Origin of the sequence: Amaricoccus tamworthensis (genome assembly GCF_049800875.1) — a bacterium.
GTDB lineage: Bacteria > Pseudomonadota > Alphaproteobacteria > Rhodobacterales > Rhodobacteraceae > Amaricoccus > Amaricoccus tamworthensis.
On the sequence record NZ_JBNAFV010000011.1, the window covers coordinates 64,772 to 90,843 of the forward strand.

Genomic DNA, 26,072 nt, shown 5'->3' on the forward strand with positions numbered 1-26,072 from the left:
CAATGAAGAACTTCAAAAGCAAGGCACTGACAGCGGTCGCGGCTGCGGCGCTGTTGGCCGGGGCGGCCCAGGCCGAAAACGTGGTGACCGTGAACGCGGTGCAGATCTTTGGCACCATCGATCCCGCCAAGATCAACGACTACACGGAATACATGGCCGGCGTGAACCTCTACGAGGCGCTGACCACCCTTGACGGCTCCGGCGCGATCCAGCCGCTTCTGGCGGAAAGCTGGGAAACGTCCGAGGACGGTCTGACATGGACCTTCACGCTGAAAGACGGTGCGACGTTCCAGGACGGCAGTCCGGTCGAGGCCAAGGACGTGGTCTGGTCCGTCAACCGCCTGCTGGCGATCAACGAGGGCCCCGCCTACCTGTTCGATGGCGTGCTCGACGCGGGGTCTGTCACCGAGATCGACAGCCGCACGGTGCAGTTCGTCCTGTCCAAGACCTATGCGCCCTTCCTGACCACAACGCCGATCCTGTTCGTCCTGAATTCGGACCTTGCGATGGAACACGCGACCGATGGGGACGAATGGGCGCAGGACTATATCGCCAACACCTCGATCGGGGCTGGGGCGTTCTACCTCGACAGCTGGGAACGCGGCGCGCGCATGACGATCAAGGCCTATGACGGCTACCATTTGGGTTGGGATGACGACAGCATCGACGAGGTTCGCTTTGTCGTCACCAACGAGGAAGCCACGGTGAAGGCGCTGGCCGCCTCAGGCGAGTTGTCCATGTCCTCGGACGCGCAGGCGCAAGAGACCTATGACAGCATCGGCGCGCTCGACAGCTACCGGATCGAGGAATACCCGACCGCGACAAACTTCTACTTCAAGCTCAACAACAGCCGCGCGCCGACCGATGACGTGAACATCCGCCGGGCCATCGCCTATGCCACGGATTACGAGACCATCCGTGAGGTGATCTTGCCGGGTGAACCGCTGACCGGGCCGATGCCGCCGATCTTCGAGGCCGCCTATCCCGACGATGTCGAAGCCCTGGTCTTCGACCTCGACATGGCGCGGCAATTTGTCGAGGCGTCGTCCTATGCCGGGCAAGGCCCCATCGACATCGAGATCATGTATGTCGCCGGTCTGGCCTTTGAGGAAGAGATCGGCCTGCTGATGAAATCCACACTGGACACCATCGGTTTCAACACGATCCTGAAACCGGAGCCGTGGAACCGCATGACTGAGCTGGCGGGCGACGTGACCACCACCCCCGCGATCAACCAGGTGTTCTACGGGGCGACCTACCCGTCGCCGGACAGCTATTTCTATTCCCAGTATCACAGCCTGGCGGTGGGATCGTGGACCTCGATGGAATGGCTGCAAAACCCGGAAGTGGACGCGATGATCGAAGCGGCGCGGGAAACGTCGGACGTGGACGCGCAGAACGCCATCTACCAAGACCTTCAGCGCAGGCTGGTCGAGGATCAGGTCGATGTCTTCGTGCTGACCCAGCGCAGCCAGCAGGCCATGCATGAATGCCTGCAAAACTTCACCTGGGTGCCGATGCAGAGCTTCGAGTTCAATTTCCATACGATGAAGTGGGTTTGTAACTAGGACATACTTCCCCAGCGCCCGACCGGGCACTGGGGGGTGCCCTCTAGCCGACCTTTAAAAACGTCTGCCTGCGCTACCAAGCGCATCTGACAGCACCTCAAGATCTCCGAGCCCCGTCGCACCCCCGATCCGGGTCTTCGCCTTCCGCGCCCGGCCCGGCCTTGCCGCGCTCGCCCCGCGCCTGCGGGACTGGGTCGAGGCGGGCGGCACGCTGGTCACCCTTTACCATCGCCCGTGGGACGCCTGGGACCCGGACAGCATCCCGCCCCGGCGGATCGAGATCGGCCAGCCATCCTTGCGTTGGCGCGTCACGGACGAAACTGCGCCAGTCACCCACCTTGTCCCCGATCACCCGGTTCTGACCGGGCCAAACCCTATCGGGCCAGAGGATTGGCAGGGTTGGGTCAAGGAACGCGGGCTATACTTCGCCAAAAGCTGGGACGACGCCTACCAGCCGCTTCTGGAAATGGCCGACCCGGAGGAGGCGCCGCATCACGGTGCGCTCCTGTCAGGCGAAATCGGCAAGGGCCGCCACAGCCATGTGGCCCTGGGCCTGCATGTGCAGATGGAGAACCTCATTCGATGCGGCGTACAAAGGTCACGCAGACTTACATAAGAACAGGCGACCTGCGCGGTTCAGCTATTGTTGAGCCACACAAAACAGCCTCTTGTCGAGAGAGCACAAACGTAATGCAATTGGTCAATAATGGGTCAGACTAACGACTTCGTCATACCCTTTCATCTGATATCCTGTGTGCGTTCCCGCCGCTGGCAGTTTCGATCAGGATCCGATCCCCTGCGTGCAGCTTCAACCCGCTTGCGAACTGGTGCCGCTCCGTGCTGCCATCGGCGCGGGTGAGGACGAAGCTGTTCAGCCCACCTGGCTGACAACCATCCTGCGACCAGACCGGCACCCGCCCGCGGGTGTAGCCAACAGACACCACCGCTTCGCCGCGTAGCCCGTATTGCACGGAAACCCCACGACCGCCCACATGCGGATCGTCGGTTTCCGGTGCCTCGGCCAGCGACTTGTGATCCACGTCCAGCCCGTATCTCGCCTCGCAAATCTCCACCGGGCAGTTGAACGTGTCGCCATGGCTGGTCGAGAACATGGCCGAGATACCGTCGCGGGTCGAGGTCGCGCCCCAACCACCCATCTGCGGTTCCACCATGGTGTAGCGCCTGCCGGTATCCGGATGTTGCCCCGCGATGACCGTGCCGAAAATGGACGAGAAGCTGCCAGCAGGCAGCCGGTCGGGTAGCGCCTTGGCAATGCACTGCCAGAGAAGGTCCGCAAGCCGGATGCGGGTTTCGAAGTAGTAACCCTGCGGCGCGGTCGGTCCGGCGTGAAAGATCGTGTTCTCGCGGGTCAGAACCTTGAGCGGTCGAAACGACCCGGCATTGGCGAACCGTTCAGGGTCGCAAACCGCCTTGAAGATCATCTGGCAGGAAATGATCGCCCCGTCGCGGCTGGTGTTATAGGGTGCGGCATACTGGTTCGGGTTGTCGCGCAAATCGACGGTGAAGGCATCGTCACTGACGGTGATCCGGGCCTTCCAGACTACCCCGTCATCCTGTTCTTCCTCGATCTCGTAATCGCCATTCGGCAGGCTGGCCAGCCCCGCCTGCGCCCGCGCCAACCCGGTTTCGAACGCATCCGCGATGGCCGCATTCACCGCCTCGGCACCATAGGTTCCGAACAGGCCCAGTATCTGCTTTTCCGCAGATCGGCTGGCCGCCAGTTGCGCCCAAAGATCCCCGGATACGAAATCCGGCAGGCGGGAATTGGTGCGGATGATGTCAAAGACTGATTGCAGCGCCTCGCCCTTCTCGAACAGCCGCACCGCCGGAAGCCGCAGCCCTTCGGCAAAGATTTCCGACACATCCGTCGCCATGGACCCCGGCACCTTGCCACCGATATCGCCCCAATGAGCGATGGAGGCGGTCCAGGCCACGCGGCGACCTTCGAAAAACACCGGCTTGGCGATGACCACGTCGTTCAGATGGGTGACCCCGCCGTAATTGGGATCGTTGGTGACGAACACGTCACCCTCGGCCACACTGTCGCCATGCAGGGCGACGATGGCCTGCACCGCCTTGTCCAGCACCCCCACGAAGGTGGGGATGCCCGCGCCGGAGGACACGAGATTCCCCTCCCCGTCCGTCACCCCGGTGCCGACATCCAGAACCTCGTAGATGATCGGGCTCATCGCGGTCTTTTGCAGCACCGCGAACATCTCATCCGCGGCCGAGGTCAACCCGGCCTGGATGACCGAAAGGGTAAAGGGATCATGTGTCATGACATCGCCTTTCAAAGCCGCATCAGGTCGCGCGGCAGTTCCGAGAATACTTCCGGCCCATCGGCCCGCAGGATCACGATATCCTCCAGCCGAATGCCGAACCGTTCGGGCAGGTAGATGCCCGGCTCGATGGAAAACACCATGCCTTCCTCCAGCACCGTATCCGAGGTCGCGGTGATGTAGGGCGGCTCGTGAATTTCCACGCCGAGACCATGGCCGGTGCGATGCACGAAGAACTCGCCATAGCCAGCATCGGTGATGACCTGCCGCGCGGCGGCATCCACCGCCTTGGCCTGCACGCCGGGTCGGGCAGCCTGCATGGCCGCCTGCACGGACGCTTCGACAATGGCATGGACCTCGTCATAGCCCTCCGGCGGGGTGTCGATCACGGCCATACGGGTGATGTCGCTGGAAAACCCGTCCGAGCCACCACCGATATCCATGACCACTGGCTGCCCCTCGGCAATCACCGTCTGGCCCGTGGCATGGTGCGGGAAGGCCCCGTTGCGCCCGGCCCCGACAATGGAAAAGAGCGGCTGCGCGCCCTGCGCCTTGAAGCTCGCCTGGATGGCCCCGGCGACCTCGATCTCGCGGACCCCGGCCTTCAGATGTTCCCAACCGGTGCGCATGGCTGCATCCGCCATCAGCGCATTCTTCTTCAGCAGCGCATACTCACCCTCGTCCTTGCGCATCCGCAGAGCGCCCACGGTGGTTTCGGTGAAAATCCGCGTGGCATCGGGCAGGTGGTCCGTGACCAGAGCCGCGAAATCCGCCCGCATGGTTTCGTCCAGAACGATCTTCCTCGCCGTTGCCGCGCCGGTCTCGGCGAGAAGGCGCTTAAACGCGCTTTCCGGCCCCTGATCGTCCGACCATTCCGCCATGGGCAGGTCCGTGTGGTCGCGGCTGCCCTCGGCATTCAACGCAGGCATCAACATCATCGCACTATCCGCCGTGATGCAGACGAAACTGGGCCGCTCATCCGCATGGGGGTGAAACCCCAGCAGCCATTGCATATGCGCCCCCGGCCCGAGCACCACCAGATCGACCTGTTCCGCCGTCATGGCCTGGCGCAAGAGGGCCAGCCGTTCTTGTGTCTGTGTCATTCTTCCGTTCCTCCTCAGGCCGCCGGAACCACGATCCGGTTGCCGAACACGTCGCCCCCGTCGAACACACCCAGCGTGGCAAGTTCATCCTCGGGCGGGGCTTCGCAGGACCATTTCCGGCTGGGTTTCCAGCCGCAATGGGCCTTCATTTCGGCGGCATATTCCGCCTCTTTCAACGCGGCGACGGACACGTCGATCACCGGCACGCCCAGCTCTGCCTCCAGCGTTTCGTGGAACCCGATCTCCAGCGTGCAGCCGAGGATGATGGATTCCGCATAGCCCTCTTCGACCGCTTTCCGAGCCGCCTCGGTCAGCAGATTGTTGGTGTGGCAATGGTCCTTCTGGAAGTCGTTCACGCCCAGTTCCACATGGTAGAACCCCGCACAAGCCGGGCCGTAGCCATAGTGGCTGACCGTGGACGACATCTGGTCCACCCATTTCCGCCGCCCGACGATCACACCGAAGCGGTTCGACAGGTTCGTCGCCAACCGGCACGAGGCGAGGCACGGCGCGGTCACCACCATGTCGCCGGACATCTCCCGCGCGTCATGCAGGGCCGTGTCGTAGAAACAGCCTATCGCCAGCGCGTCGAACCCTTCCTTTGCCGCGGCGCGAGTGGCGCGGATGATCCCGTGCGTCACCATCGCCTCGTAGGCGCGGAACTCGATATGGGTGAATGCCCCCTGCGCCGGGGGGAGGGAGGCGACATGCACCTCCGTATCCGGCAGCTTGTATTTCGCCGCCATGGCGGCAAAGACCTCGTCATATCCACCGGTGCCGACCGGGTTCAGATACATCACCTTGCGTTTTGCCTTGGTCATTGTCCTGCTCCAATCGCTCAGATGTTCACGCCATAGATGTCAGCTGCCCGTTCCGCGCTCAGCAGCCCGTTGCGCACATCACGCAGCACGGCTTCCTTGTCGCGCTTCCTGGGGTCGCCAAAGCCACCGCCACTGGCGGTCACGACGCGGATCACGTCGTCCTTGTTCACCGTCAGGCCAGAGACAAAGGCGTATTTTTCGACCTCGCCATCGGTGCGGATCACCTCGACATAGTTGCCCGAACCTTCCTCGCCGCCTTCCAGCGACCAGGGCTTGATCCGCGACCGCGTGTAGCCCGCTGTCAGGAACCCGTTATCGGTGCGAATGCGGTATTCCAGCCGCAGCCCGCGACCGCCGGTGAACTGCCCCTCGCCGCCCGGCTCGGTGTTCAGTTCCATCCGGTCCACGATCAGCCCGTTGCGGCTTTCGGAGATTTCGGCGGGCGTGTTGTAGGTTTCCCCATGGAAGCCAGAGAAGATGCAGGGATTGCCATCGCGGCCTTCCCATGCGCCCCAACCACCAATCTGCGGCTCGATGATCGTGTACTGTCGCCCGGTATCGGGGTGGATACCGCCGATGAACGTCCCCGCGATGGACGAGAAGTGTCCGGCAGGCAGGCGTTCCGGCACATGCGGCGCAAGGCAGCGCCAGATCAGGTCGTAAACCCGCACCTCGGTCTCGAAATAGAACCCGATGGCAGAGGGTTCCTTGGCATGGAAGATCGAGCCTTCCCGCGTCAGCACCTTGAGCGGCCGGAACGAGCCGTCATTGGCCGGGCTTTCATAGCCGGTCAGCGATTTGAACACCATCTGCGCACAGACCATGGTGCCGTCGCGGCTGGTATTGGTCGGACCGGCATCTTGATCGGGATTGTCGCGCAGATCGACGATGAACTCGTCATCGGTGATCGTGACCTTCACGTTGAAGATGCGGCCATCGTCCTGTTCCTCGTCCAGCTCGAACGTGCCCTTGGGCAGTTGCTTCAACTCGGCCAGCGCTGCCTTTTCGCCGAAGCTCATGAACCCGTCCATGGCGCGGACGAAGGTGTCGACGCCGTATTTCGCCGCCAGTTCCTCCAGCCGTTTCGCGCCGACCCGGACCGAGGCGATGGCGGCCCAGACATCACCCAGCAGGAAATCGGGCATCCGCGAGTTAACGGTGATGATGTCCATCACGGATTGGATCGTCCGACCTTCGCTGACCAGCTTCACCGCTGGCAGGCGCAGGCCCTCCTGAAATATCTCCGTCGCCTCGCCGGAAAGCGACCCCGGCGCCATACCGCCCACATCCGAGTTATGCGCGATGTTCGCCGTCCACGCGATCAGCCGCCCCTCGGCAAAGACCGGCATGGCCAGCACGAGGTCGTTCAGATGGGTGACGCCGCCGTAGTAGGGGTCGTTGGTGATGAAGACGTCACCGGGGCGGATGTCTTTGGTGGCGAATTTCTTCAGAATCACCTGAACGGACTTGTCCAGCACGCCGATAAAGGCCGGGATGCCCGCGCCGGAGGAGGCGATGCGCCCCTCGGCATCGGTGATCCCGGTGCCCATATCCAGCACCTCGTAGATGATCGAACTCATCGCCGTCTTGCGCATGGCCGCGAACATCTCGTCTGCCGCTGCTTGCAATGAGTTCTGGATGATCTCTTCGGTGATCGGGTCGTTGGAGTTTTTCATCGGTCCGTCCTCACACGTTCAGGGCGATATGGAAGTTGCGATAGGCATCCACCGACACGGTGTTCTTGGGGTGGATCACCACGGTCGTGCCGCTGCTCTCGATGATTGCCGGGCCGGGAAATTCCATCCCCGGCAGCAACTTGTCGCCATCGTAGATGCTTGCGACATGCTTGCCCTCCAGGGCGTAGTTGACCTCGCGCTCGCCTTTCAGGGCTGGGCTGGCATCCGCATCGCCAAGCGGTTCGGGCCGCATTTCCAGCTTGCCCACCTCGGCCTTGGCCACCAGGTGAATGCCGACCATCTCGACCGGGGCGTCCAGCCGATATGTGTATTCGCGCTCATAGGCCTCGTGGAAGTCGCCTGCGATCTTGTCCAGAACCGCATCCGTAACCGCACCACCCTCCAGCAACACCTCGGTCGTGTGCTCCTGGTTCTGGTAGCGGAACTTGCCATAGCGCAGGAAAGTCACTTGATCGGCGCCGATCCCTTCCTCGCCAAAGGTTGCCAGCGCCTTGGCTTCGGCCTCGGCAAAGACGCCCTCGATGGCCGCCCCGGCCCCGTCGGCCATGTCGACCAGCTGGGTGACGAAGAAATCCCGGCGCAGGTCGGACATCATCATGCCCCAGGCCGAAAACACAGCCGCTGCGGCGGGGATCACAACCTTCTTGACCTGAAGTTCCTGCCCCAGCGCGACCGCGTGCATGGCGCCGCCGCCGCCAAAGGCCAGCAGCGTGAAGTCGCGCGTGTCGAAACCCCGGTTGAGCGAGACCAGCTTCAGCGCATTGACCATGTTGTTGTTGGCGATGCGGACGATACCCTCGGCCGCCTCGTCGGTGCTGACCCCCAGCTTTTCGCCAAGCGCGGCCAGCGCCGTTTCGGTGGCGCCCATATCGGCCTCGACCGAGCCGCCGCAGAAATAGTCACGGTTGATCCGGCCCAGCCAGAGGTTCGCGTCGGTCGTCGTCGCCTCGGTGCCGCCCTTGCCATAGGCCGCAGGCCCCGGCAACGCCCCCGCTGATTGCGGACCGACATGCAGCTTGCCGAAATCGTCCACCCAGGCGATGGAGCCACCGCCATTGCCGATCTCGACCAGATCGACCACCGGCACCATGATCGGATAGCCCGCCGATTTTCGGGACCGCTCGATCCAGTAGTCGGTCATGATCCGCACTTCGCCGTTTTCGATCAGCGAGCATTTCGCCGTGGTGCCGCCGATATCCAGCGCCAGCACGTTGTCCTCGCCGATCAGGCGGCCCAACTCCGCCGCGCCCCAAAAGCCCGAGGCCGGGCCGCTTTCGACCATGGTGATCGGGGTCTTCGACGTGGCGGGCAGGGAATCCACCCCGCAATTGGACTGCATGATATAGGGGTTGTTTTTCAGCCCTTGCGTCTTCAGCCCGTTATCCAGCTTGGCCAGATACCGCGCCGCGACGGGCTGCACATAGGCGGAGAGGACAGCGGTGTTGCTGCGCTCGTATTCCCGCCATTCCCGCGTGATTTGGTGCGAGGCAACCGCCGAGACCTCTGGCCAAAGTTTCCCGATCTCGGCCAGCACCCGTTCCTCGTGATCGGTATTGGCATAGGAATGCAGCAGGCTGACGGCGATGGCTTCGACGCCATCCGCTTTGAAATCCGCGATGACCTCTGCCAGCCCGGACAAATCCAGCAGCTGCCGTTCCTCGCCGGTATAGGTCATCCGCCCGGGCACTTCGCGGCGCAGGTAGCGCGGCACGAAAGGCGCAGGCTTTTCGTAATGCAGGTTGAAGAAATCCGGGCGATTGCCACGAGCGATCTCGATCGTATCGCGGAAACCCTCGGTGGTAATCAGCCCGACCTTGACGCCCTTGCGCTCGGTCAGGGCGTTGATGACGACCGTGGTGCCATGGGCGAAATAGTCGATCCCCGACGGGTCCACCCCACCCTTGGCCAGCACGTTCAGCACACCGTTTTCGAAATCCGGCGGCGTGGTGTCAGACTTGGCGGTGATGACCCGCGATTCCCCGGTTTCGCTGTCGGTCTCAAAGCAGACCAGATCGGTAAAGGTGCCGCCCACATCCGTAGCGACCCTGCGTGAAATCTTACCCATTTTCAGCTCCTTCATGGCGGGTGCGCTCTGCGACCAGCAGCGCCAGCACTCCGGCGGGTTTGAGGGTTTCGGCCGCGGCCACACGTTCGGGCGTGAAGTGGCCCTCGGCATCCAGACAGTTCAACGTGCCCAGAACCTTGCCATTGACGACAATCGGCAGGTTCAGGCAGCTTTCACAGCCCAGCGACTTGATGAGTTCATGATCGGGGAACACCTCGGCGATCTCGGCAATGCTGTTGGCGACGAAGGTTTCGTGCCGCCCCTCGACCTGATCGGACCAGCGGTTGTGTTCCATCGGCTTTTCACCGGACACCGGATAAGCGTCTGGCATATTCGTATAGGTGCGGCGGGCCACGCCGCAGGCGTGATCCAATTCCATCACGGTAAACAGCCGGACGCCCAGCGTATCCTTCACCAGTTTTGCCAGGGCATCGAACGTGGCCCCCGGCTGCACGCCACCGCGTGCCGCCGCCTGCGCAATCGTGTTCACTGCGCCTCCTCCTTTGCGAGTTGTTCCCGAAGTTCCAGTTCCTCGTCGGCGACCACCGGAACGGCGCCGATCAATTGTCGTGTGTAAGCCTGCTGCGGTGCACCGAAGATGGCATTGGTCGGGGCACATTCCACCAGTCGTCCGGCCTGAAACACGGCCACCCGGTCGGCCACGTTACGCACTACGGACAGGTCATGGGTGATGAAGAAGAAAGTCAGCCCCTTCTGCGCCCGCAGCTCGTTCAGCAACCGCAGCACCCGCGCCTGCACCAACACGTCCAGTGCCGAGGTCGGTTCGTCCAGCACCACCAGCCGCGACTGACAAGCCAGCGCACGGGCGATTGCGACGCGCTGCCGTTGCCCGCCGGATAGCGCCCCCGGCGCCCGCTTGCGGAACTCCGGCGGCAGGCCAACCTCTTCCAGCGCCTGTTCCACCAACCGCCAGCGATCCTTCTTCTCACCGATCCCGTATACATCCAGCCCAAGCCGGATCGACGCGCCGACCGACCTTTTCGGGTTCAGCGAGGACAGCGGATTTTGCTGCACAAGCTGGATCGCGCGGCGATGCTCCAGCTTGCGTTTGGCGGGAAGCGGTTGCCCGTCGAACAGGATTTCGCCGGAACTTTGTTCGAGGATGCCAAGGATCATGTTGGCCAGCGTGGTCTTGCCCGATCCGCTTTCGCCGACGATGGCAAGGCATTCGCCCGGCATGACGGACAGGTCCACGTCGATGGCCGCCCGCACCTGCCGGTCGCCGCTGCCGAAGGTCTTGTTCAGATTTCTGAGTTCAAGGATCGGCTGCATTACTCCTGCCCTCCGTGATCGACCATGGGGGCAAAGAAGGCGTCATCGACCTCTGCAATTTCCGGCACACCACCACCCGTCAGCTTGGGGATCGCCGCCATCAGGGCACGGGTATAGGCATGGCCGGGATCGTGGAACACCGCGTCCGTGCTGCCATGCTCGACGATCCGCCCGCGATAGATCACATAGACGCGGTCCGCGAATTCCCGCACGACCCCGAGGTTGTGCGAGATGAACAGGACCGCCGTATTCGCCTGCGCGACCATGTCGTGCATCAGTTGCAGGGTCTGTGCCTGCACCGTGACATCCAACGCCGTTCCCGGCTCATCCGCGATCAGCAACGAAGGGTGATTGGCCAGCGCCATTGCGATCACGACCCGCTGGTTCATGCCCCCCGATAGCTGGAACGGGAACGAGGACAGGACCCGTTCGTGATCGGTGATCGAAACCGAGTGCAGCAACTCCCCCGCCCGCTCCAGCGCGGCGGCATCGCTCAGCTTCGGGTCACGGCGGCGCAGGACCTCGACGAACTGGGTGCCGATCGTGAAGACAGGGTTCAGCGACGAGGTCGGGTCCTGAAAGATCATCGACATGGATGTACCGCGCAACCCCTGCCATTCGCGCCGGGACAGGGCGGACAGATCGCGCTCCTCGAAGAACAGATCACCGCTGATCCGGGCCGTGCGCAGTTCCTGCAGCAGGCCCAGCACGATCCGCGCCGTGACCGATTTTCCAGAGCCGCTTTCGCCCACCAGCGCCACCCGCTCACCGGCGCGGATGTTCAGGGAAATGCCATGCAGCACCTCTGTCACCCCGGTATAGCCGCGGAAGGACAGGTGCAGGTCGCGGATGTCGAGAACCTTGCTCATTGATCCGCCCCCAGGATTTCGCGCAGCGCGTCGCCGACGAGGTTGAAGCCGAACACCGCGATCAGGATCGCAAGCCCGGGGAAGACGGTCAGCCACCAGCTGTCGGGCAGGTATTTCGCGCCTTCCGCCACCATAGACCCGAGGTCGGGCGTCGGCGGCTGCACGCCCAGGCCGAGGAACGACAGCGACGAGGCGATGATGATGACGAACCCCATGTCCAGCGTCATCTTGGTGATGACCGCAGGCAGGCAGTTGGGCAGGATTTCCCGGAACGCCGTGTGCCAGACCGAGGCGCCGATGACCTCGGAGGCCAGCACGTAGCCCTCTTCCCGCTCGGACCGGGCGATGTTGTAGACCAGCCGCGCATACCACGGCCACCACATGGCCGTGACCGCCAACATGGCGTTCATCAGCGTCGGCTCCAGCACACCCATCATGGCGATGGCCAGCACCAGCGGCGGGATCGACAGGAACACATCCGTCAGCCGCATCAGCACGAATTCCACCTTGCCACCGACATAGCCCGCCAGCAGCCCCACCACCGTGCCAATGGGCGTGGCGATGGCAAGAACGACGACGCCCAGCAGCAGCGAGATGCGGAAGGCATAGATGATGCGCGAGAACAGGTCGCGTCCCACAAGGTCCGTGCCCATGATGTAATCGGCGCTTGGCGGCTTGTTGAAATTCACGAAATCCACCACCGCCCCGCGATGGTCCGGATAGGGCGCGATGAAGTCTGCAAAGACCGCCAGAACCACCACCAGCGTGACCAGAACGACACCCAGCAGCGACAGGGGATTGCGAAGCAGGATAGTGGCGATACGTTTCATGATCCGGCCCTCTGGGAATGGCGAATGCGCGGGTTCAGGAAGGCGATCAGCAGGTCGACCATCAGGTTCACGATCAGGAACGTGGCCGAGATAATCAGCACCGTCCCGATGATCGCGTTCAGGTCCTTGCGCAGGATCACGGCGACGCCGTAGCGCGACAGTCCGGGCCAGGCAAAGACCGCCTCGACCAGAAAGGCGTTGCCCAGCATCGCCGCGAAATCGAGGCCGATGATGGTCAGCGAGGGGATCAGCGAGGGTTTGAAAGCGTATCGCGCGGCGATCCGGCGGGCCTTGAACCCATAGGCTTGCGCCATTTCGATATAGGGTTTGTCATAGGTCTCGACCATGTTCGAGCGCGTCAGCCGCGCCGCCTGCCCGATCCCCGACACCGCCAGCGCCAGCGCGGGCAAGACGATATGCCAGGCCGCATCAGCAAAGGCCTTGAAATTGCCCGCCAGAAGCGTGTCAATCATCAGGAAGCCGGTCACCCACTCGATCTGATAGACATCCGAAATCCGCCCCGCGACGGGGAAGATCGGCAGGAAGAAGGCGAAAACCAGCATCAGGATTACCGCCCAGACGAAGCTGGGGGCCGAAACACCAAGAAGCGACACGAGGCGGATTACATGATCGGGCCAGCGCCCGCGATACCGGGCCGAGATCATGCCAAGCGGCAGCCCGATGCAGACCATCAGCACGCCCGCCACAAGGACCAGTTCAAGCGTCGCGGGCAGGAATTCGGCGATGTCCCGCGTCACCGGGCGGTTGGTATAAAGCGACTGCCCCAGATCGCCCCGCGCCAGATCGGCGACGAAATAGCCGTATTGGGTGACGATGCTTTCATCCAGATGCAGCTCGGCCCGAAGGTTGGCCACCTGTTCGGTCGTTGCATTGGGGCCAAGCGCGATCCGGGCCGGGTCACCGGGAATGACCCGCGCGATCCCGAAGATCAGCATCGATACGCCGAGAAGCACGATCAAAGAGATACCGAGCCGTCGCGCGAGAAGGCGAAGGACAGGAGACATTGCTCAGTTTCCTAGGGTTAAGGTGGTGCCGATCCCGAAGGACCGACACCGGGGAGAAAGCGTTTACTCTTCGACCATTTCCATCAGCCGGAAGCTGAAGCCCATGCCATCGAGCCCGAACGCCATGGCCGGGTCAGAGAGGGCCGGAGCCCGCACCCGGTTGCTGGCGGGAAAGACCGATTGCCGGTCGAAGCCATAGATCGTCGGCGCGATCGCCATCAGCCGGTCGTTCAGCGTCGAATAGGCCGCCTCGCGGGCTTCCGGTGACGTTTCGGTCCGGCCTGTCTCAAGCGCGGCATCGACCTCGGCATCGTTCAGGTATTCCGGCGACTGCCATGTGCCCGGCGTGCTGGAATGATACATGCCGTATAGCAGCGTATCGGGGTCGCCGGTGACCGCATTCACGAAGATCTGGCTGACATGCGGGGTATTTTCCGGGCTGGCCACCTGTTCGGTGAACAACGCCCATGGCACCTTGGTGATGGTCGAGGTGATGCCGATCTCGGCGAAATTGGCCTGCATCAGAAGCGCGAAACGTTCCTCCAGCGGCACCTCGGCAATCCAGGTCAGGTCCAGTTCGAACTCGCTGGGGTCATATTGGCATGCGGCCAGGTACTCCTGCGCCATGTCCAGATCGCGCTGCAGCGCATCCTCGGCCGGGTTGGCCCCGAACATACCCACCGGGATCGCCCCGGTCGCCGGGCTGCCTGCCGAAATCTCGTCCGTGATGGCGATCATGCGGATGGCGGTGTCGTAGTCGAACGCATAGCGCAGGGCCAGGCGGCAGTTCTCGTCATCCAGCGGCGCCCGCGCGGTGTTCATCTTGACGTAGAACGCCCCCGTACCGCTTTCGGTCAGAAGCTGCGCCCCGTCCTCGGCCAATGCCTTCATCACCTCTGGCGGCAGCCATTGCGAGGCTATGTCATGCTCACCTTGCGCGATCAATGCTCGCACGGTGGCCGCTTCCAGCCCGTAGCGCAGGCGCACGGTGTCCGGCGCCACATCGGGCACGCCCAGGAAATAGCCATCGTTCCTGACCATGACGGTTTCTTCCTGCGGGTTGTGCGACTGCACCGCGTAGGCCCCGGTCCCGGCGCTGTTGGCCGACAGGAAGGCTTGCCCCCAATCACCCATCTCGTCATCACCTTCACCCAAGTTCTCCATCACCAGCGCCTTATCGATAATGGGCAAGCGCACCAGCGAAGCGACGAAGGGCGAATAGGGTTCGGACAGGGTGAAGGTGACCGTGTGGGCATCCACTGCTTCGGCACTTTCGACCACGCCGAACAGGTAGGACAAGCCAGCCCCCAGCGCCTTCATCCGCTCCAGCGAGAAGACCACGTCCTCGGCAGTCAGCGGGTTGCCGCTCTGAAAGGTCACATCATCGCGCAAGGTGAAGGTAAAGCTGTTGCCATCGGCCTCCCAGCTTGCGGCCAGATGCGGCGCGTAGCCCGGCCCACCCTGAACGGGCAGAACCAGCGTGTCGTAAACGTTGAACATCAGGATGCTGTCGGCATAGTCCGACGCCTTGCCGGGGTCGAGTTCGCCGACGGCAACCTCGTCCAGACGCAGAACGCTTTCGGCAAAGGCCGGGGTGGACAGGGCGCTCGCAGTCAGAAGCCCCGCAAGAAGCGAAGATTTCAGTAAGTTCATTTTCATGTCTCCCATGTTGGAATGGTCGTTGGACTTATTTTTTGTCTTGTTGTTTTTGCTGGCTGCCATGGGTTGGATCGATGGTGTCTTCGCCAAAGACATCCATGGTCCCGCACCACAGCAGAGTTGCCGTTTCGGTTCCGTGGTTCCAAGTGGCGTGGACCCGCCGTGAATCGAAGTGGATCGTGTCGCCGGTCCGAAGGATCGTTTGTTCACCCTCGATCTCGACGGTGATCTCGCCATGCAGCAGGAAATACATCTCCTCGCCCTCATGGCTGATCGGCTCATGCCGGTAGCCCGGTGGTTCATGCACCAGAACGGAGCGCAGGGTGCTGCCGGGAAAATTGTTGGACAGGCGTTCGTAGCGCACCTTGCCCTGCGGTACGGAATAGACTGTCCGCTCGGCCCCGCGGGAAGTCAGCGACTGCCCCTGCGGCTGTTCCAGAAAGTGCGATATTGGCTGCCCGAGCACCTGCGTGATCGCCCGCAGCGAGGACAGGGACGGCACGGTCAGGTCGCGTTCGATCTGGGAAATGAAGCCAACCGACAGGCCCGCACCGTCCGCTACCGCCTGCATGGTCATACCTGCATTCTTACGACTGAAGCGAAGTTTTTCGCCCAGGGAAGAGGTGTCAGCCGCAAGGCTCGAAGAGGTTCTTTTTACCATGACTAAAATCGTGGAAAAGAAACCGACTTGTGTCAAGTTTTACTTTTACTAAAATTTTTAGCTCTGCTATTTCGTTGATTCCTCTCTGTTATGAAGCGAATATTAAGGTCCGGACCCATCGATTTCCGCGTAGGGTCGTGATTCACGACTCGAAATTCGAGTGGTGAACAGAAGACCGTGATGACCGACGCGACGTATCTGAAGGCCCACCGGGCAGCAACCTGCATGGGCGTCAAAAAGGTGGGATGTGGACGCCTGACTGGCCGCACTAAGGGCGGCATGAACACCAAACTGCACGCCATCTGCGACAGCCAAGGACGCCCCCTCAATCTGTTTTTTTTGCTGGCCAGGAGGGCAAACCTGTTCCCTCATGCCCCGCCTCACACAGAGCGTTCAGCTTGCTGCACGCCACATCCGGTACCGCCCCTCCCCCGTAACTTCTCGGATCAAACCTCGCTTTTCCATCCAGCTGAGGTTGCGCTGCACGGCGGCACGGCTTGCGCCGGTCAGGGTCTCGGCCATCGGCGCGGAGACAAGTGGCCATTCGGTCAGTGCCGTGCACAAAGACGGGGGCGTGCGGCCCGATAGCATGCTAATCTCGGCTTCCGCCCGCGTCGCCCACGTTTCGATATCGTCAAGGTGTCGCATCGATGTTAGGAATCCCGCCTCCATCCCGTCCAGCCACCGTATCAGACGGTCAGCGGGTGGGCCGCCGGCGCGCAGCCCTCCTGCTCCACCCATGGCCACAGGCGCGAACGCCGCTCCCCTGCTCTCACTGGCCGCGATCCGCGCAGCAGTGACCGCTGCTTCCACTCGGTCACCGTGTTGTCCGAGGCCCGCCAGGCTCCAAAGATGAAAGCCCATGCAAGCACGCGTGATCGGGTGGAGCTCGGCCGCGGCTGCTATTACGTCCAGCCATCCGCCCGCCCGATCTTCGAAACGCTCGGCTCTGTCTTCGATATTCTCGGGATCACGGCGATCCAGAAAGGCTGCTAGGTCAATCTCTGGCCCGGGACCGCCCATCAGGCGCCGAACAGCCCATCCAATCCGTGTCAAGGCATTTTGGTCATCCTGTGCGCCCGAGAGCCGCATTGATATCCAGAGCGCCAGACGATCAGAACTCACCCGATCCCCTGCAAACCAGCTGAGTTCCGCTGCCTCGATAAGAGCGAGGCGGTGCCGCCAGCCTTCAGGACCACGCAGCAGCCGGTCATCCAGAGCACCCAAGCGTCCAGCAACCCGTGCCAGTCGCGCAGCGTGAACGCCTTCTGCCTTTGCCCAGTCTTCGATGACAGCAGTGTCGGGCGGTTCTGCCCGTGGCCCAGGAGGCAAATCATCCGGTTCTTCTTCGAGTGGTCCCGGCAGAAACCAGAGATCCTCTTCGTGAGCCTCTTCATCCTCCTCGATGGTGATGAGGGGGTCATTGCAATCATCAGTCAAAGCGGATGCTTGGGTCTTCATATATGCAAAATACTGTTCTTTTGCACATTACCCAAGTAATTTTGTGGCGGTTGTCTTCGCTCTTTATATATTATGCGCGCGCGGCTGCCGGTGAAACCTCTCAGATCGCGCTCAGCGCAAGAAAACCAAGGGTTTTTGGACGAGCACGACGAGAGAGCACCTACTTGCATTCGTTTACAAATGGTCGTTTATTGGGGATACATAAAATTGCAAACGGCCTGTTTTCATGCCCCTGATAGGCTACGCCCGTGTTTCCACAGAGGATCAGACCCCCCTGCCCCAGTCTGAGGCCCTGCAAACTGCGGGTTGCGTCGAGATCTTTGAAGAGTACGCCTCGGGCGGCAATCGCGCGCGACCGGTGCTGGGACGCGTGCTCGAACGCGTCCAGAGCGGCGATACGCTGGTCGTTGTGCGGATCGACCGGCTTGCGCGGTCTCTGTCGCACTTGCTGGAGGTGATCGAACGTCTGGAGGCCAAGGGCGCCTTCTTCCGCTCCCTGCAGGATCCCATCGACACCGCTTCCCCGCAAGGCAAGTTCACGCTGCAGGTTCTGGGTGCCGCGGCCGAGTTCGAGCGCGCTCTGATCCGCGAACGCACCAAGGCCGGGCTTGCCTCTGCGCGCGCCAAAGGGCGCGTTGGTGGCAATCCTGGGCTACGCGCCAAGGATCCCGCCGCGCTGCGCAAGGTGCGGCTTGCGCGACAGGACGGCTATATGGAGCGCCTCAACGAGACCGCGCAGGATTGGGTGCCCCATGTGCGCCGCTTGCGGCCGGATATGGCCTGGGAAGACCTGCTGCGGATCATCAATGGCCCCCTGTCCCCAGATCGCCATTGGACACAAAGCCGACTGCTCCGCGCTGTGAAGGCATATGTGCGCGACGGGTTCCTTCCTGCCGAGGTGCTTGGGCGCGCCGGACGCCGCGAAACCGATGACCGCCTGCCGGCCATCGTCGCAGCGATCAAAAGCTCGGACCCCGAAATCACGCTGCAGGCGATCTGCGACCGGCTGGAATCGATGCGCGAACGGACCCCACGTGGACGCACGAGTTGGCAGCCGTCGTCCGTTAGGATGCTGCTTGAACGAGCGGAGAAGTTGGGTTTGCTGCAGCCCGAGCAGTGACTCAATCCTTGCAAATCTTCCACCTCATGGAACGATTGCAAGGTTGCAGCCCATTTTCGTTCAGGAGAATGGATTGACGATGCGCAACTGATTTTCGACGAGCAATCCGTCGTGCATGTCTTCGCTCCACAACGTCGTGCATCCAGCAATAAGAGCGGCCGACACAATCATCGCGTCATAGACCGATAGCTGGTATTTTTCTGCCAAGGCCCGGCCCACCAGATGGGTTTGCACTGTCAGGTCCTCGACTGGACACAAGGATTGGACCCCTGCGAGAAAAGCTCCGGTATCGTCCCAACTGAGCCCAGCTTTCCGTCGGCAATTGACCATCGCTTCGTTCAGGACCTGGACGCTGATCCGGGGTCCCTGCCCCAGAATTTCCTCTGCCCTCTCAGCCTTTGGGCCATCGTCGAGCAGATAGAGCACAACATTCGTGTCTGCGAACTCAACGCTCATGCGCGTCGTCGCGGCTTAGACGCGCGTCCTTGGGCAGTTTTCCGCGAAACCGCCTTAACCCTTGCAGAACTTCATCGGCGCGAGGTTGGCGCCTGACCAGAATGGCTCCATCGTCCTTTACCAGGTCGACCTGATCGCCTTCCTTTAGGCCGAGTTCCCGCACAAGATCCGCGGGTAGCCGGACTGCAAGGGAGTTTCCCCATTTGGCAACTTGCATCTCGTCCTCTCAGGTGTGGATAAACATCCGAGTATGTATATCTAAAAACATCAAAGGGCAAGCTTTGGGCCGTTCAAAGAACTCCCCTCATCTTCGTTAGGGCAACGCAGGTCCTGCCCGTTAGGTGCTGTTCTATGGTGCATCAAACTTCGTCCATGAGTGGGCTTCCGCTACTTGGCATGATCTCCGATTGAATGGCAGTCATTCGTGGACGACGACCTTCGCCCTCGATGTGGCCGGGTCGCATTTGTCACATGTCTCTGCAGTCGTCGGTTCCTAATCAGTTGTCGTTGACTCCCCTCCCCTGCCCCGCGGCGCTTCGTGTCCTGCGTGGCTGATATTCAGTCAGCTACCTGGCTGCTGCGCATCGAGACGCAACCAATGAACGATTAGGGCGACCACAGAGGGTGGAGAGATCGGAGTTACCACGGTCGGCGGCTGCACTTCGACGTTTATCTCTAGGAACAATGCGAGGTTTGAAAGGCGTGAGGGCGGATAGAACAAGGTACGAATGCTCGTTGTCACCACGTTTACAGCTGTAAACTCGGCCTAGATTGCGTTCGTGGATATAGTTCCTTGCCGTATGTTTAGACACTAAATAGAGGAAAAATCTTGACTTAGCTGCGTGAATCGCCGCTTTTATCCTCAAGTGGCGTGAAAAAGGCCACATTTTGGAAATTGAGGCAACCAGATGATTCCCGTGACACCATTGGCAAATGAGCGCCCATCGGCACTTGCGACCGAGATATCCGAACGGCTCAACGCTGCAATCAGAGAGCACCTACTATCTGCTTTTGCCCCAGACAGTTCAAAAACGCTACGTTCTTTTTCAGCCCCAGAAACTGCTGAACTCTTGGGTGTGTCCGGGCAGTTCATGCGAAAGGTCCACGCCGAAGGGACACTTCCGGAGCCCGAAGACATCCGGGGTGGCAGGCGCTACTACACAGCCCAAGAGATATGGGATGCCCGCGAAATCCTGGAAAAAACCTCTCGGAAGAAGGGGCGGTATAAGCCTCGCCGCTCCGGCGACGAAAAGCTGCAGATTTGGCAGTTGATGAATTTCAAAGGCGGTTCAAGTAAAAGCACAACGAGCGTCCACCTCGCTCACTACTTTTCTCTTCGGGGCTATCGGGTCTTGGCGTTGGACCTGGATCCACAGGGGTCGCTCACATCAATGTGTGGGATTAGCCCCGAGATCGAGTTTGATGGACTGACCGTTTATGATGCGATCCGCTACGACGATCCGGTCAGCATGGCGGACGTTGTCGTTCAGACATATTTTCCCGGGCTCTCGATTGCGCCTTCACGCTTGATGTTGTCGGAGTTTGAGACGGAGTCGGCCGTTCATTCGAATCCGGACCAACCATTCTTTACCCGCATCCGGAATGCCTTGGCGCAGGTCGAGGATGATTTTGACATTGTTCTGATGGATAGCCCGCCACAACTGGGTTTCTTGACCATTGCAGGGATGGCTGCCGCCAGCTCCCTTATCGTTCCTCTAACTCCATCGATGTTGGACGTTTCTTCAACAGCTCAGTTTCTCGAGCTGGCTGGAGCTTACATGGGTGTGATCGAAGATGCTGGCGCATCTCTGCAGTATGATTTCTTTAAGTTTCTCATCACCCGAGACGAACCAACGGACGTGCCTTCTCAGCAGTTGACCTCATTCATGCGGGCTCTGTTTCAAGACCGGGTCATGTCGGCAACTGCTTTGAAGAGCACAGCAATCAGCGATGCGACCATGCTCAAGCAGTCGATTTATGAAGTGGTGCGTTCGGAGATGACACGCGCCACATATGATCGGGCCAAGGGCTCGATGGATGCGGTCGGGCTCGAAGTGGAAACGATGATCCATCAATCGTGGGGGCGTAAGTAATGGCTAGGAAATCTCTTCGCGAAATGTCGGGAATTGCCAACACAATCGCCCGTTCCGGCGGATCAAAGTCAGAGAGAGCGCCAAAGACCAGCGCTCCGGCTTTGGGGGCTCTTCAAGGCTCTTTGGCATCTATCCGTGAGATTGATCCCAATCTGATCGACGATTGGGGGCCAGCAGACCGGCTTGAGGAGTTTACAGCTGTAAACGTCGAAGACGACGACGAGAGCTTCGAACGATTAAAGAGCAGCATTCGCGAAGGCGGGCAGCAAGTGCCTATACTCGTTCGGCGGTCAAAAGTCGCTGACGGGCGCTTTGAAGCAATCTACGGGAGGCGCCGCTTAAAGGCCTGTCGCGAACTCGGCATGAAGGTACGTGCAAACGTCCAAGATATTGATGATGCTACGGCCTTGCTGGCGAAAGGATTGGAGAATGCAGCGCGCCGCAACCTGTCTTTCTACGAGAAGGCAAGGTTCGCCGAGGCCATCCAAAATGCTGGCCACGATGGAGCAACTGTTCGGCAGGTTCTAAACCTGTCGGCGTCAGCTCAGTCACACCTTACGAAGGTGACGCAGAATGTCCCAGTCAAGATCGGTGACCTCATTGGCGCGGCGCCAAAGTCCGGACGCCCGAGGTGGACGGAGTTGGCCGAGCTCTTTCTCTCTAGGAAGCTCACTGAACGTACGGCTCTCGAAATCTTGGCTAAGATCAGGGCAACATCGAATTCAGACGAGCGCCTTGAATTGCTCATTAAGGAAGCGACTAAGCGCGGAGCGAAGAACTCGCGCGAAACTCGGGAGATCACGCCCGTAGAGGGAGTGACGATCAAAGCTGGTCGCGCAACACTGTCACTTTCGGTGAAGAAGTCTGGCGCAAACGCTGAGTTTGCAACCTGGCTTGAGAGTAATCTCGCGGAAATAATCAAGCAATCCTATGCTGAATTTACGGATGCAAATTCAGTGGATGACAACTGAGGACGAGCAGAAAGGAGGAACGGCAAACAAAGAAAACCCCCGAAACCGGAGCTTCGAGGGCTGCTGCGCAGAGCGCAATTCTTAGATTAGACACCTAGAATCTAGCAGCCAACGAATCACCACACAAGAGAAAACGCTTCTGAGCGATCGGGATTTCTTTGCCGCTTACATAAAATGACAAAATTGAATGATGCTCCGCATGGAGCGACTGGGACAGTCATGCCTCAGAACGGTGGAGGTTTGCCCAAAATTAACCAACCCTCGGGGTGGCGCAAAGCGACGGCCGGACTGGCGGTTGCTGAACAGCACGCACAAGCTGGTGAAAGATCAACCGTGCCCAAGTCACAGGCCTTTGTCGCCGTGAAACGCGTTGGTGCGCATATAGGCCTCAAGGCTGGCGACATGCTGCTTCTCGACACGCTTGGGGCCTTCACACAGGCCCAGGACTGGGAAGAGGGACAGCGTCCGATCGTCTGGGCGTCTAACTCTTATCTGATGGAGCAAACAGGGTTCTCGCTCTCGGCGCTCAAGCGCCATGCCCGGCGTCTGGCCGAGATCGGCGTGATTGCCTTCAAGGACAGCCCCAATGGCAAGCGGTGGGGCCACAGGGACGCTGACGGTCGTATCATCGAGGCCTACGGATTTGATTTGTCGCCGCTGTCGGCTCGCGCCGAAGAGTTTGAGCATCTCCATGCCGAACTACAGGCTGAACGTGAACTCTGCCAGCGCCTGAAGCGCCAGATCACAGTTGCGCGCCGAATGATCCGCGCGAGGATCGAAGCGGCCCTCAGCGGTGCTCTGAGAGGTCCCTGGACGCAGCTCACAGGTCTATTTGAGGATCTCTTGGGCCGCCTGCCACGCCGGAACACGGCCTCTGGGACGCTTGTGCGGCTTCTGGAATGGTTCAGGGAGCTCCAGGAGCGCGTCGAGGCAGCCTATCTCAAGGCGGTTCGTGCGGATGAGGTTGTGGAAAACATGCCTGAAGCCACCGAACAAGCGATTCAAAAGACTCAAGAAATGGACCCCAGGGAGGTCATTTCTGAACCTCATATACTAATTACAACCCAACTTAATCCTGTAACATGTAATCGCTCAAAAACTGAGCAAGCGGCGGCCGTGGTGCCAAATGCGCCACCGGAAGAGAAGGTGGATAGGGAGCTCGAAGACTGGGTAGCTGAAACACGTAAAAAACGTGGTGCGGCGCTTGATTTGCCGACTGTGATGCAGGCTTGTCCTGAGTTCGCGTCCTGGGCACGCAATATGGGCGGGTATTTGAAGGATTGGGGCGATCTACATCGGGTTGTCGGACAGCTCAGGCCGATGATCGGCGTCTCAGAGCACGCTTGGAACCTCGCTCAGGACCGTCTCGGGCCCCAAATCGCAACAGCAGCGCTGGTTCTCACGTTTGACAAGCATTGCGCCGGCGAAGTGGCGTCTCCGGGGGGATATCTGCGGGGTATGGTCGAGAAAGCCGGGGCAGGGGAGCTGCATCTCGAGCGCAGTTTCTATGGTCGTTTGAGCGGACAGGCGGCGTAATGAGATGGGTAGCAGGTGTCCCGCGTTTGAAGTTCCAGGTCGAGCATGCGGAGATTGCCGCTCTTAATCTCCGCACCCTCTGCGGTGTTTACAGTTGTCTTGCGGAGATTATGCTGTATAATCTCCGCAAGGAATGCGTAAAATATGACCTACATTCACGAACTCCCTGATTGGCCCCAGTTTACCTGGGATAAGGCCAAGCTGTCGTCACAACTTGCTGCGGTCCGTCACCGTCAAGGTAAGCTCTTGGGGCGCATGGAGGGTCTTGGCTTCGATCTTCGCAACGAGGCGATGCTCAGGACACTGACCAGTGATGTCGTGAAAAGCAGCGAGATCGAGGGGGAGACGCTCGACAAGGATCAGGTTCGATCGTCTATCGCAAAGCGGTTAGGTCTGGAAATTGGCGGACTGATCCCGTCTGATCGCCATGTTGATGGTGTCGTCGAGATGATGCTGGACGCAACCCAAGCGTATGACCAGCCACTGGACGCTGAGCGCCTGTTCGGCTGGCATGCGGCCCTTTTTCCGACCGGGCGAAGCGGAATGACCCGGATCAGGGTGGGACAGTGGCGTGACGGTCCCATGGAGGTTGTATCAGGACCCTATGGCCGCGAACGGGTGCATTTTGAGGCGCCTGCGGCCAATCGGCTGGAAGCCGAGATGGCGCAGTTTATGGAATGGTTTGACCAGCGCCCCGAAACAGATCCAGTCATTCATGCCGCCATCGCCCATCTTTGGTTTGTCACCATCCACCCGTTCGATGATGGCAATGGGCGCATCGCGCGCGCGATCGCAGACATGGCGCTGGCGCGATCGGAAGGCAGCGCGCAGCGGTTCTACAGCATGTCGACGCAAATCCGGCAGGAACGGAGCGACTATTACGACATGCTCGAGACGACGCAGAAAGGGTGGCTTGATGTCACGGCGTGGCTCGTTTGGTTCCTGGCTTGCCTGGATCGCGCATTTGATGGTGCCGAGATCATCCTTGAGGCCGTGTTCCGGAAGGCGCGGTTCTGGGAGGAATATGGAACGGCCAACATGAACGACCGCCAGCGGGACATGCTGAACCGCCTGCTGGATGGGTTCGACGGAAAACTCACGACGTCGAAATACGCGAAGATCGAGAAGTGTTCGCAAGACACGGCCTATCGCGACATCCTCGATCTAATCGAATTGGGAGCTCTAGAGAAAGACGACGCTGGGGGACGTAGCACCAGCTATTCCCTGACAGCGACGTAGAGATGCTTGTCACAGGCGCGGTACGCGACAAGTCCACCCCGTGATAATGTCAGCCAATCACCTCACATGCGTGACAGCCGCTCTTCGTCATCCACCACTTCCAAAGAACCTGTATTGTCAGTCCAGGCCCACAGGACGATGTTGAGGTCCGATGACGATGCACCCTTCGCAAAACTCTGGATCAGAAGCCCCGCAAACCGATCCGCTATGAGGGCGCGTGCTAGCTCCTGTGTCGGCACCAATTGGCCATCGAGCATCTTCATGCGCCATGCAGGGTCGGCAAGCATCGCCTCGGTCGCGCCATACCGGTCAAGTCCATCCTGATCGCGGGTATCGAAAATAGGCCCCAGGTCGGCCTTGTAAGACACCAGGATCGTGGGTTGCAGGCTGCCGACCTGGTTGGCTTCTCGGAGAGCGGTCGCGGGATCCAGCGAGGTGTAGAGGGCAGGGGTGCCCTTGGCATTAAAGCGCCCTCCATAGAGTTCGGCGCCTCGTCCGGACAGAGGTTCACGCGCATAGACTGGGTTCAGGGCGCGATAGAGTGGCCCTGTGTAGCGCCCATCTTTCAGCGGCATCAGGCAAAGACGCCCGCATCGACCGCATCGATGTATTCCAGAACTTGCTGAGCTTTGCCTTCCTGAACCAGCTGCATGGCTGTTCGGCCATCAAAGCCGGGCAAGGGCTCTGACCGGTACCATGCATAGGCCATCAATTCCGAGCCGAAGCGGGGTTCGACTTTGTTCAGCACCTCTACCAATTCGCGCAGGCGGCGCTGCGTCTTGTCCGAACCGATGCGGGCTCGCCTCTGCAGCGCGTCCTTGCCCAAGCCGACGGTCAATGCGATCTCTTCTGCTGATGTGCGTAGTACCGCGGCGATCTTGCGCGGTTCGAATTGCCCGGCTTCAGCAAAGTTCGTGATGTGCATGATCTATGTTCCTACAGTGATACTGACGGTATATAGCGGCAATATTGCTGAAATTCAAGCTGTCAGGAGGTAATGTGACTTCTTCTCCCATGCTAATCCGTAACGCTGCATTGCTCTGAACGAAGCAAATCCTGATTTTTGGGCTTGAGAAGTCGCCGTTGGAGCGCTTTTGCCGATCGAGAACGTCAGATAAGTTATTGATAATATGAGAAAGACTGCAGCAGCCGGACCGGAGTTGCCGATATGGCTTGCCGATCTTGGATCGGAACCGCCACTTACTGCATGCAGTCACTGGCGTCCGCGGTGGTGTTGGACCCTCGGCCATTACCCCGGTCCAGTTGGCTGGTGAAAAGGGAAAGTGGACTTCGGGTTTTGTGACT

General features: G+C 60.5%; 24 protein-coding genes and 1 pseudogene. 8 read left to right on the plus strand and 17 right to left on the minus strand.

Translation table 11 applies throughout. From position 1 onward, the window contains the following. Positions 1-2 precede the first annotated feature (2 nt). Positions 3-1,568: an ABC transporter substrate-binding protein gene (locus ACP15P_RS15870; protein ID WP_424929436.1), complete on the plus strand. Its 1,566-nt coding sequence runs from the start codon at positions 3-5 to the stop codon at positions 1,566-1,568. Positions 1,569-1,863: 295 nt separating this feature from the next. Further along, entirely contained in the window at positions 1,864-2,184 is a 321-nt protein-coding gene (locus ACP15P_RS15875) for a hypothetical protein (RefSeq protein ID WP_424929437.1), read from the plus strand. A gap of 112 nt (positions 2,185-2,296) precedes the next feature. Here ACP15P_RS15875 and ACP15P_RS15880 read toward each other — a convergent pair whose 3' ends face one another. From ACP15P_RS15880 to ACP15P_RS15935, 12 genes are all read right to left on the minus strand, one after another. Then, positions 2,297-3,868, minus strand: a complete 1,572-nt coding sequence (locus ACP15P_RS15880) for a hydantoinase B/oxoprolinase family protein (protein ID WP_424929438.1) — start codon at positions 3,866-3,868, stop codon at positions 2,297-2,299. 11 nt (positions 3,869-3,879) lie between these two features. Then, the gene (locus ACP15P_RS15885) at positions 3,880-4,971 is read right to left on the minus strand and encodes a M24 family metallopeptidase (protein ID WP_424929439.1); all 1,092 of its coding nucleotides are present in this window, start codon (positions 4,969-4,971) and stop codon (positions 3,880-3,882) included. 14 nt (positions 4,972-4,985) lie between these two features. Continuing rightward, positions 4,986-5,792 carry an aspartate/glutamate racemase family protein gene (locus ACP15P_RS15890; protein WP_424929440.1) on the minus strand — a complete coding sequence of 269 codons (807 nt, stop codon included), beginning with the start codon at positions 5,790-5,792 and terminating at the stop codon, positions 4,986-4,988. 17 nt (positions 5,793-5,809) lie between these two features. Next, positions 5,810-7,468, minus strand: coding sequence for a hydantoinase B/oxoprolinase family protein (locus ACP15P_RS15895; protein ID WP_424929441.1), 1,659 nt, complete (start codon positions 7,466-7,468; stop codon positions 5,810-5,812). Between the two features lie 10 nt (positions 7,469-7,478). Continuing rightward, positions 7,479-9,554 (minus strand): hydantoinase/oxoprolinase family protein, encoded by a 2,076-nt coding sequence (locus tag ACP15P_RS15900; protein ID WP_424929442.1) that lies wholly within the window; start codon positions 9,552-9,554, stop codon positions 7,479-7,481. Further along, positions 9,547-10,044, minus strand: a complete 498-nt coding sequence (locus ACP15P_RS15905) for a GAF domain-containing protein (RefSeq protein ID WP_424929443.1) — start codon at positions 10,042-10,044, stop codon at positions 9,547-9,549. The genes ACP15P_RS15900 and ACP15P_RS15905 overlap by 8 nt, the downstream gene beginning before the upstream one ends. After that, entirely contained in the window at positions 10,041-10,847 is an 807-nt protein-coding gene (locus ACP15P_RS15910; protein WP_424929444.1) for an ABC transporter ATP-binding protein, read from the minus strand. The genes ACP15P_RS15905 and ACP15P_RS15910 overlap by 4 nt, the downstream gene beginning before the upstream one ends. After that, a complete protein-coding gene (locus tag ACP15P_RS15915; RefSeq protein WP_424929445.1) occupies positions 10,847-11,716 on the minus strand; it encodes an ABC transporter ATP-binding protein in 870 nt (289 codons plus the stop codon). Before ACP15P_RS15915 ends, ACP15P_RS15910 begins: the two co-directional genes overlap by 1 nt. Then, positions 11,713-12,546 carry an ABC transporter permease gene (locus tag ACP15P_RS15920; RefSeq protein WP_424929446.1) on the minus strand — a complete coding sequence of 278 codons (834 nt, stop codon included), beginning with the start codon at positions 12,544-12,546 and terminating at the stop codon, positions 11,713-11,715. The genes ACP15P_RS15915 and ACP15P_RS15920 overlap by 4 nt, the downstream gene beginning before the upstream one ends. After that, the gene (locus tag ACP15P_RS15925; protein WP_424929447.1) at positions 12,543-13,571 is read right to left on the minus strand and encodes an ABC transporter permease; all 1,029 of its coding nucleotides are present in this window, start codon (positions 13,569-13,571) and stop codon (positions 12,543-12,545) included. Before ACP15P_RS15925 ends, ACP15P_RS15920 begins: the two co-directional genes overlap by 4 nt. Positions 13,572-13,634: 63 nt before the next feature. Next, positions 13,635-15,224: an ABC transporter substrate-binding protein gene (locus ACP15P_RS15930; protein ID WP_424929448.1), complete on the minus strand. Its 1,590-nt coding sequence runs from the start codon at positions 15,222-15,224 to the stop codon at positions 13,635-13,637. A gap of 34 nt (positions 15,225-15,258) precedes the next feature. Further along, positions 15,259-15,927, minus strand: coding sequence for a helix-turn-helix domain-containing protein (locus ACP15P_RS15935; protein ID WP_424929449.1), 669 nt, complete (start codon positions 15,925-15,927; stop codon positions 15,259-15,261). A 126-nt stretch (positions 15,928-16,053) separates the two neighbouring features. On the opposite strand from ACP15P_RS15935, the pseudogene ACP15P_RS15940 reads away from it, so the two are divergent. After that, positions 16,054-16,227 (plus strand): annotated as a pseudogene (locus ACP15P_RS15940) (IS5/IS1182 family transposase); the annotation flags it as partial. Between the two features lie 57 nt (positions 16,228-16,284). Here the strand turns inward: ACP15P_RS15940 and ACP15P_RS15945 are convergent. Continuing rightward, the gene (locus ACP15P_RS15945; RefSeq protein ID WP_424929450.1) at positions 16,285-17,352 is read right to left on the minus strand and encodes a hypothetical protein; all 1,068 of its coding nucleotides are present in this window, start codon (positions 17,350-17,352) and stop codon (positions 16,285-16,287) included. Positions 17,353-17,578: 226 nt separating this feature from the next. Between ACP15P_RS15945 and ACP15P_RS15950 the strand changes: the two genes are divergently transcribed. After that, positions 17,579-18,472, plus strand: a complete 894-nt coding sequence (locus ACP15P_RS15950) for a recombinase family protein (RefSeq protein WP_424929451.1) — start codon at positions 17,579-17,581, stop codon at positions 18,470-18,472. 60 nt (positions 18,473-18,532) lie between these two features. On the opposite strand, the gene ACP15P_RS15955 is transcribed toward ACP15P_RS15950, so the two are convergent. Both ACP15P_RS15955 and ACP15P_RS15960 read right to left on the minus strand, forming a co-directional pair. Continuing rightward, positions 18,533-18,928: a PIN domain-containing protein gene (locus ACP15P_RS15955; protein ID WP_424929452.1), complete on the minus strand. Its 396-nt coding sequence runs from the start codon at positions 18,926-18,928 to the stop codon at positions 18,533-18,535. Then, positions 18,918-19,145: an AbrB/MazE/SpoVT family DNA-binding domain-containing protein gene (locus ACP15P_RS15960; RefSeq protein WP_424929453.1), complete on the minus strand. Its 228-nt coding sequence runs from the start codon at positions 19,143-19,145 to the stop codon at positions 18,918-18,920. The genes ACP15P_RS15955 and ACP15P_RS15960 overlap by 11 nt, the downstream gene beginning before the upstream one ends. A 691-nt stretch (positions 19,146-19,836) precedes the next feature. Here ACP15P_RS15960 and repA point away from each other — a divergent pair. The 4 genes from repA to ACP15P_RS15980 all read left to right on the plus strand — a co-directional run bounded on the left by repA (position 19,837) and on the right by ACP15P_RS15980 (position 24,767). Beyond that, positions 19,837-21,021: a plasmid partitioning protein RepA gene (gene repA, locus ACP15P_RS15965; protein ID WP_424929454.1), complete on the plus strand. Its 1,185-nt coding sequence runs from the start codon at positions 19,837-19,839 to the stop codon at positions 21,019-21,021. Beyond that, complete coding sequence (gene repB, locus ACP15P_RS15970; RefSeq protein ID WP_424929455.1) at positions 21,021-21,992, plus strand: plasmid partitioning protein RepB; 972 nt, start codon at positions 21,021-21,023, stop codon at positions 21,990-21,992. The genes repA and repB overlap by 1 nt, the downstream gene beginning before the upstream one ends. 219 nt (positions 21,993-22,211) lie before the next feature. Continuing rightward, positions 22,212-23,528: a plasmid replication protein RepC gene (gene repC / locus ACP15P_RS15975; RefSeq protein ID WP_424929456.1), complete on the plus strand. Its 1,317-nt coding sequence runs from the start codon at positions 22,212-22,214 to the stop codon at positions 23,526-23,528. Between the two features lie 144 nt (positions 23,529-23,672). After that, the gene (locus tag ACP15P_RS15980; RefSeq protein ID WP_424929457.1) at positions 23,673-24,767 is read left to right on the plus strand and encodes a Fic family protein; all 1,095 of its coding nucleotides are present in this window, start codon (positions 23,673-23,675) and stop codon (positions 24,765-24,767) included. A gap of 62 nt (positions 24,768-24,829) precedes the next feature. Here ACP15P_RS15980 and ACP15P_RS15985 read toward each other — a convergent pair whose 3' ends face one another. Beyond that, positions 24,830-25,342 carry an RES family NAD+ phosphorylase gene (locus ACP15P_RS15985; RefSeq protein ID WP_424929458.1) on the minus strand — a complete coding sequence of 171 codons (513 nt, stop codon included), beginning with the start codon at positions 25,340-25,342 and terminating at the stop codon, positions 24,830-24,832. Next, on the minus strand, positions 25,342-25,692 hold the full coding sequence (locus ACP15P_RS15990) for an MbcA/ParS/Xre antitoxin family protein (protein WP_027264271.1): 351 nt from the start codon (positions 25,690-25,692) through the stop codon (positions 25,342-25,344). The genes ACP15P_RS15985 and ACP15P_RS15990 overlap by 1 nt, the downstream gene beginning before the upstream one ends. Positions 25,693-26,072: the final 380 nt, after the last annotated feature.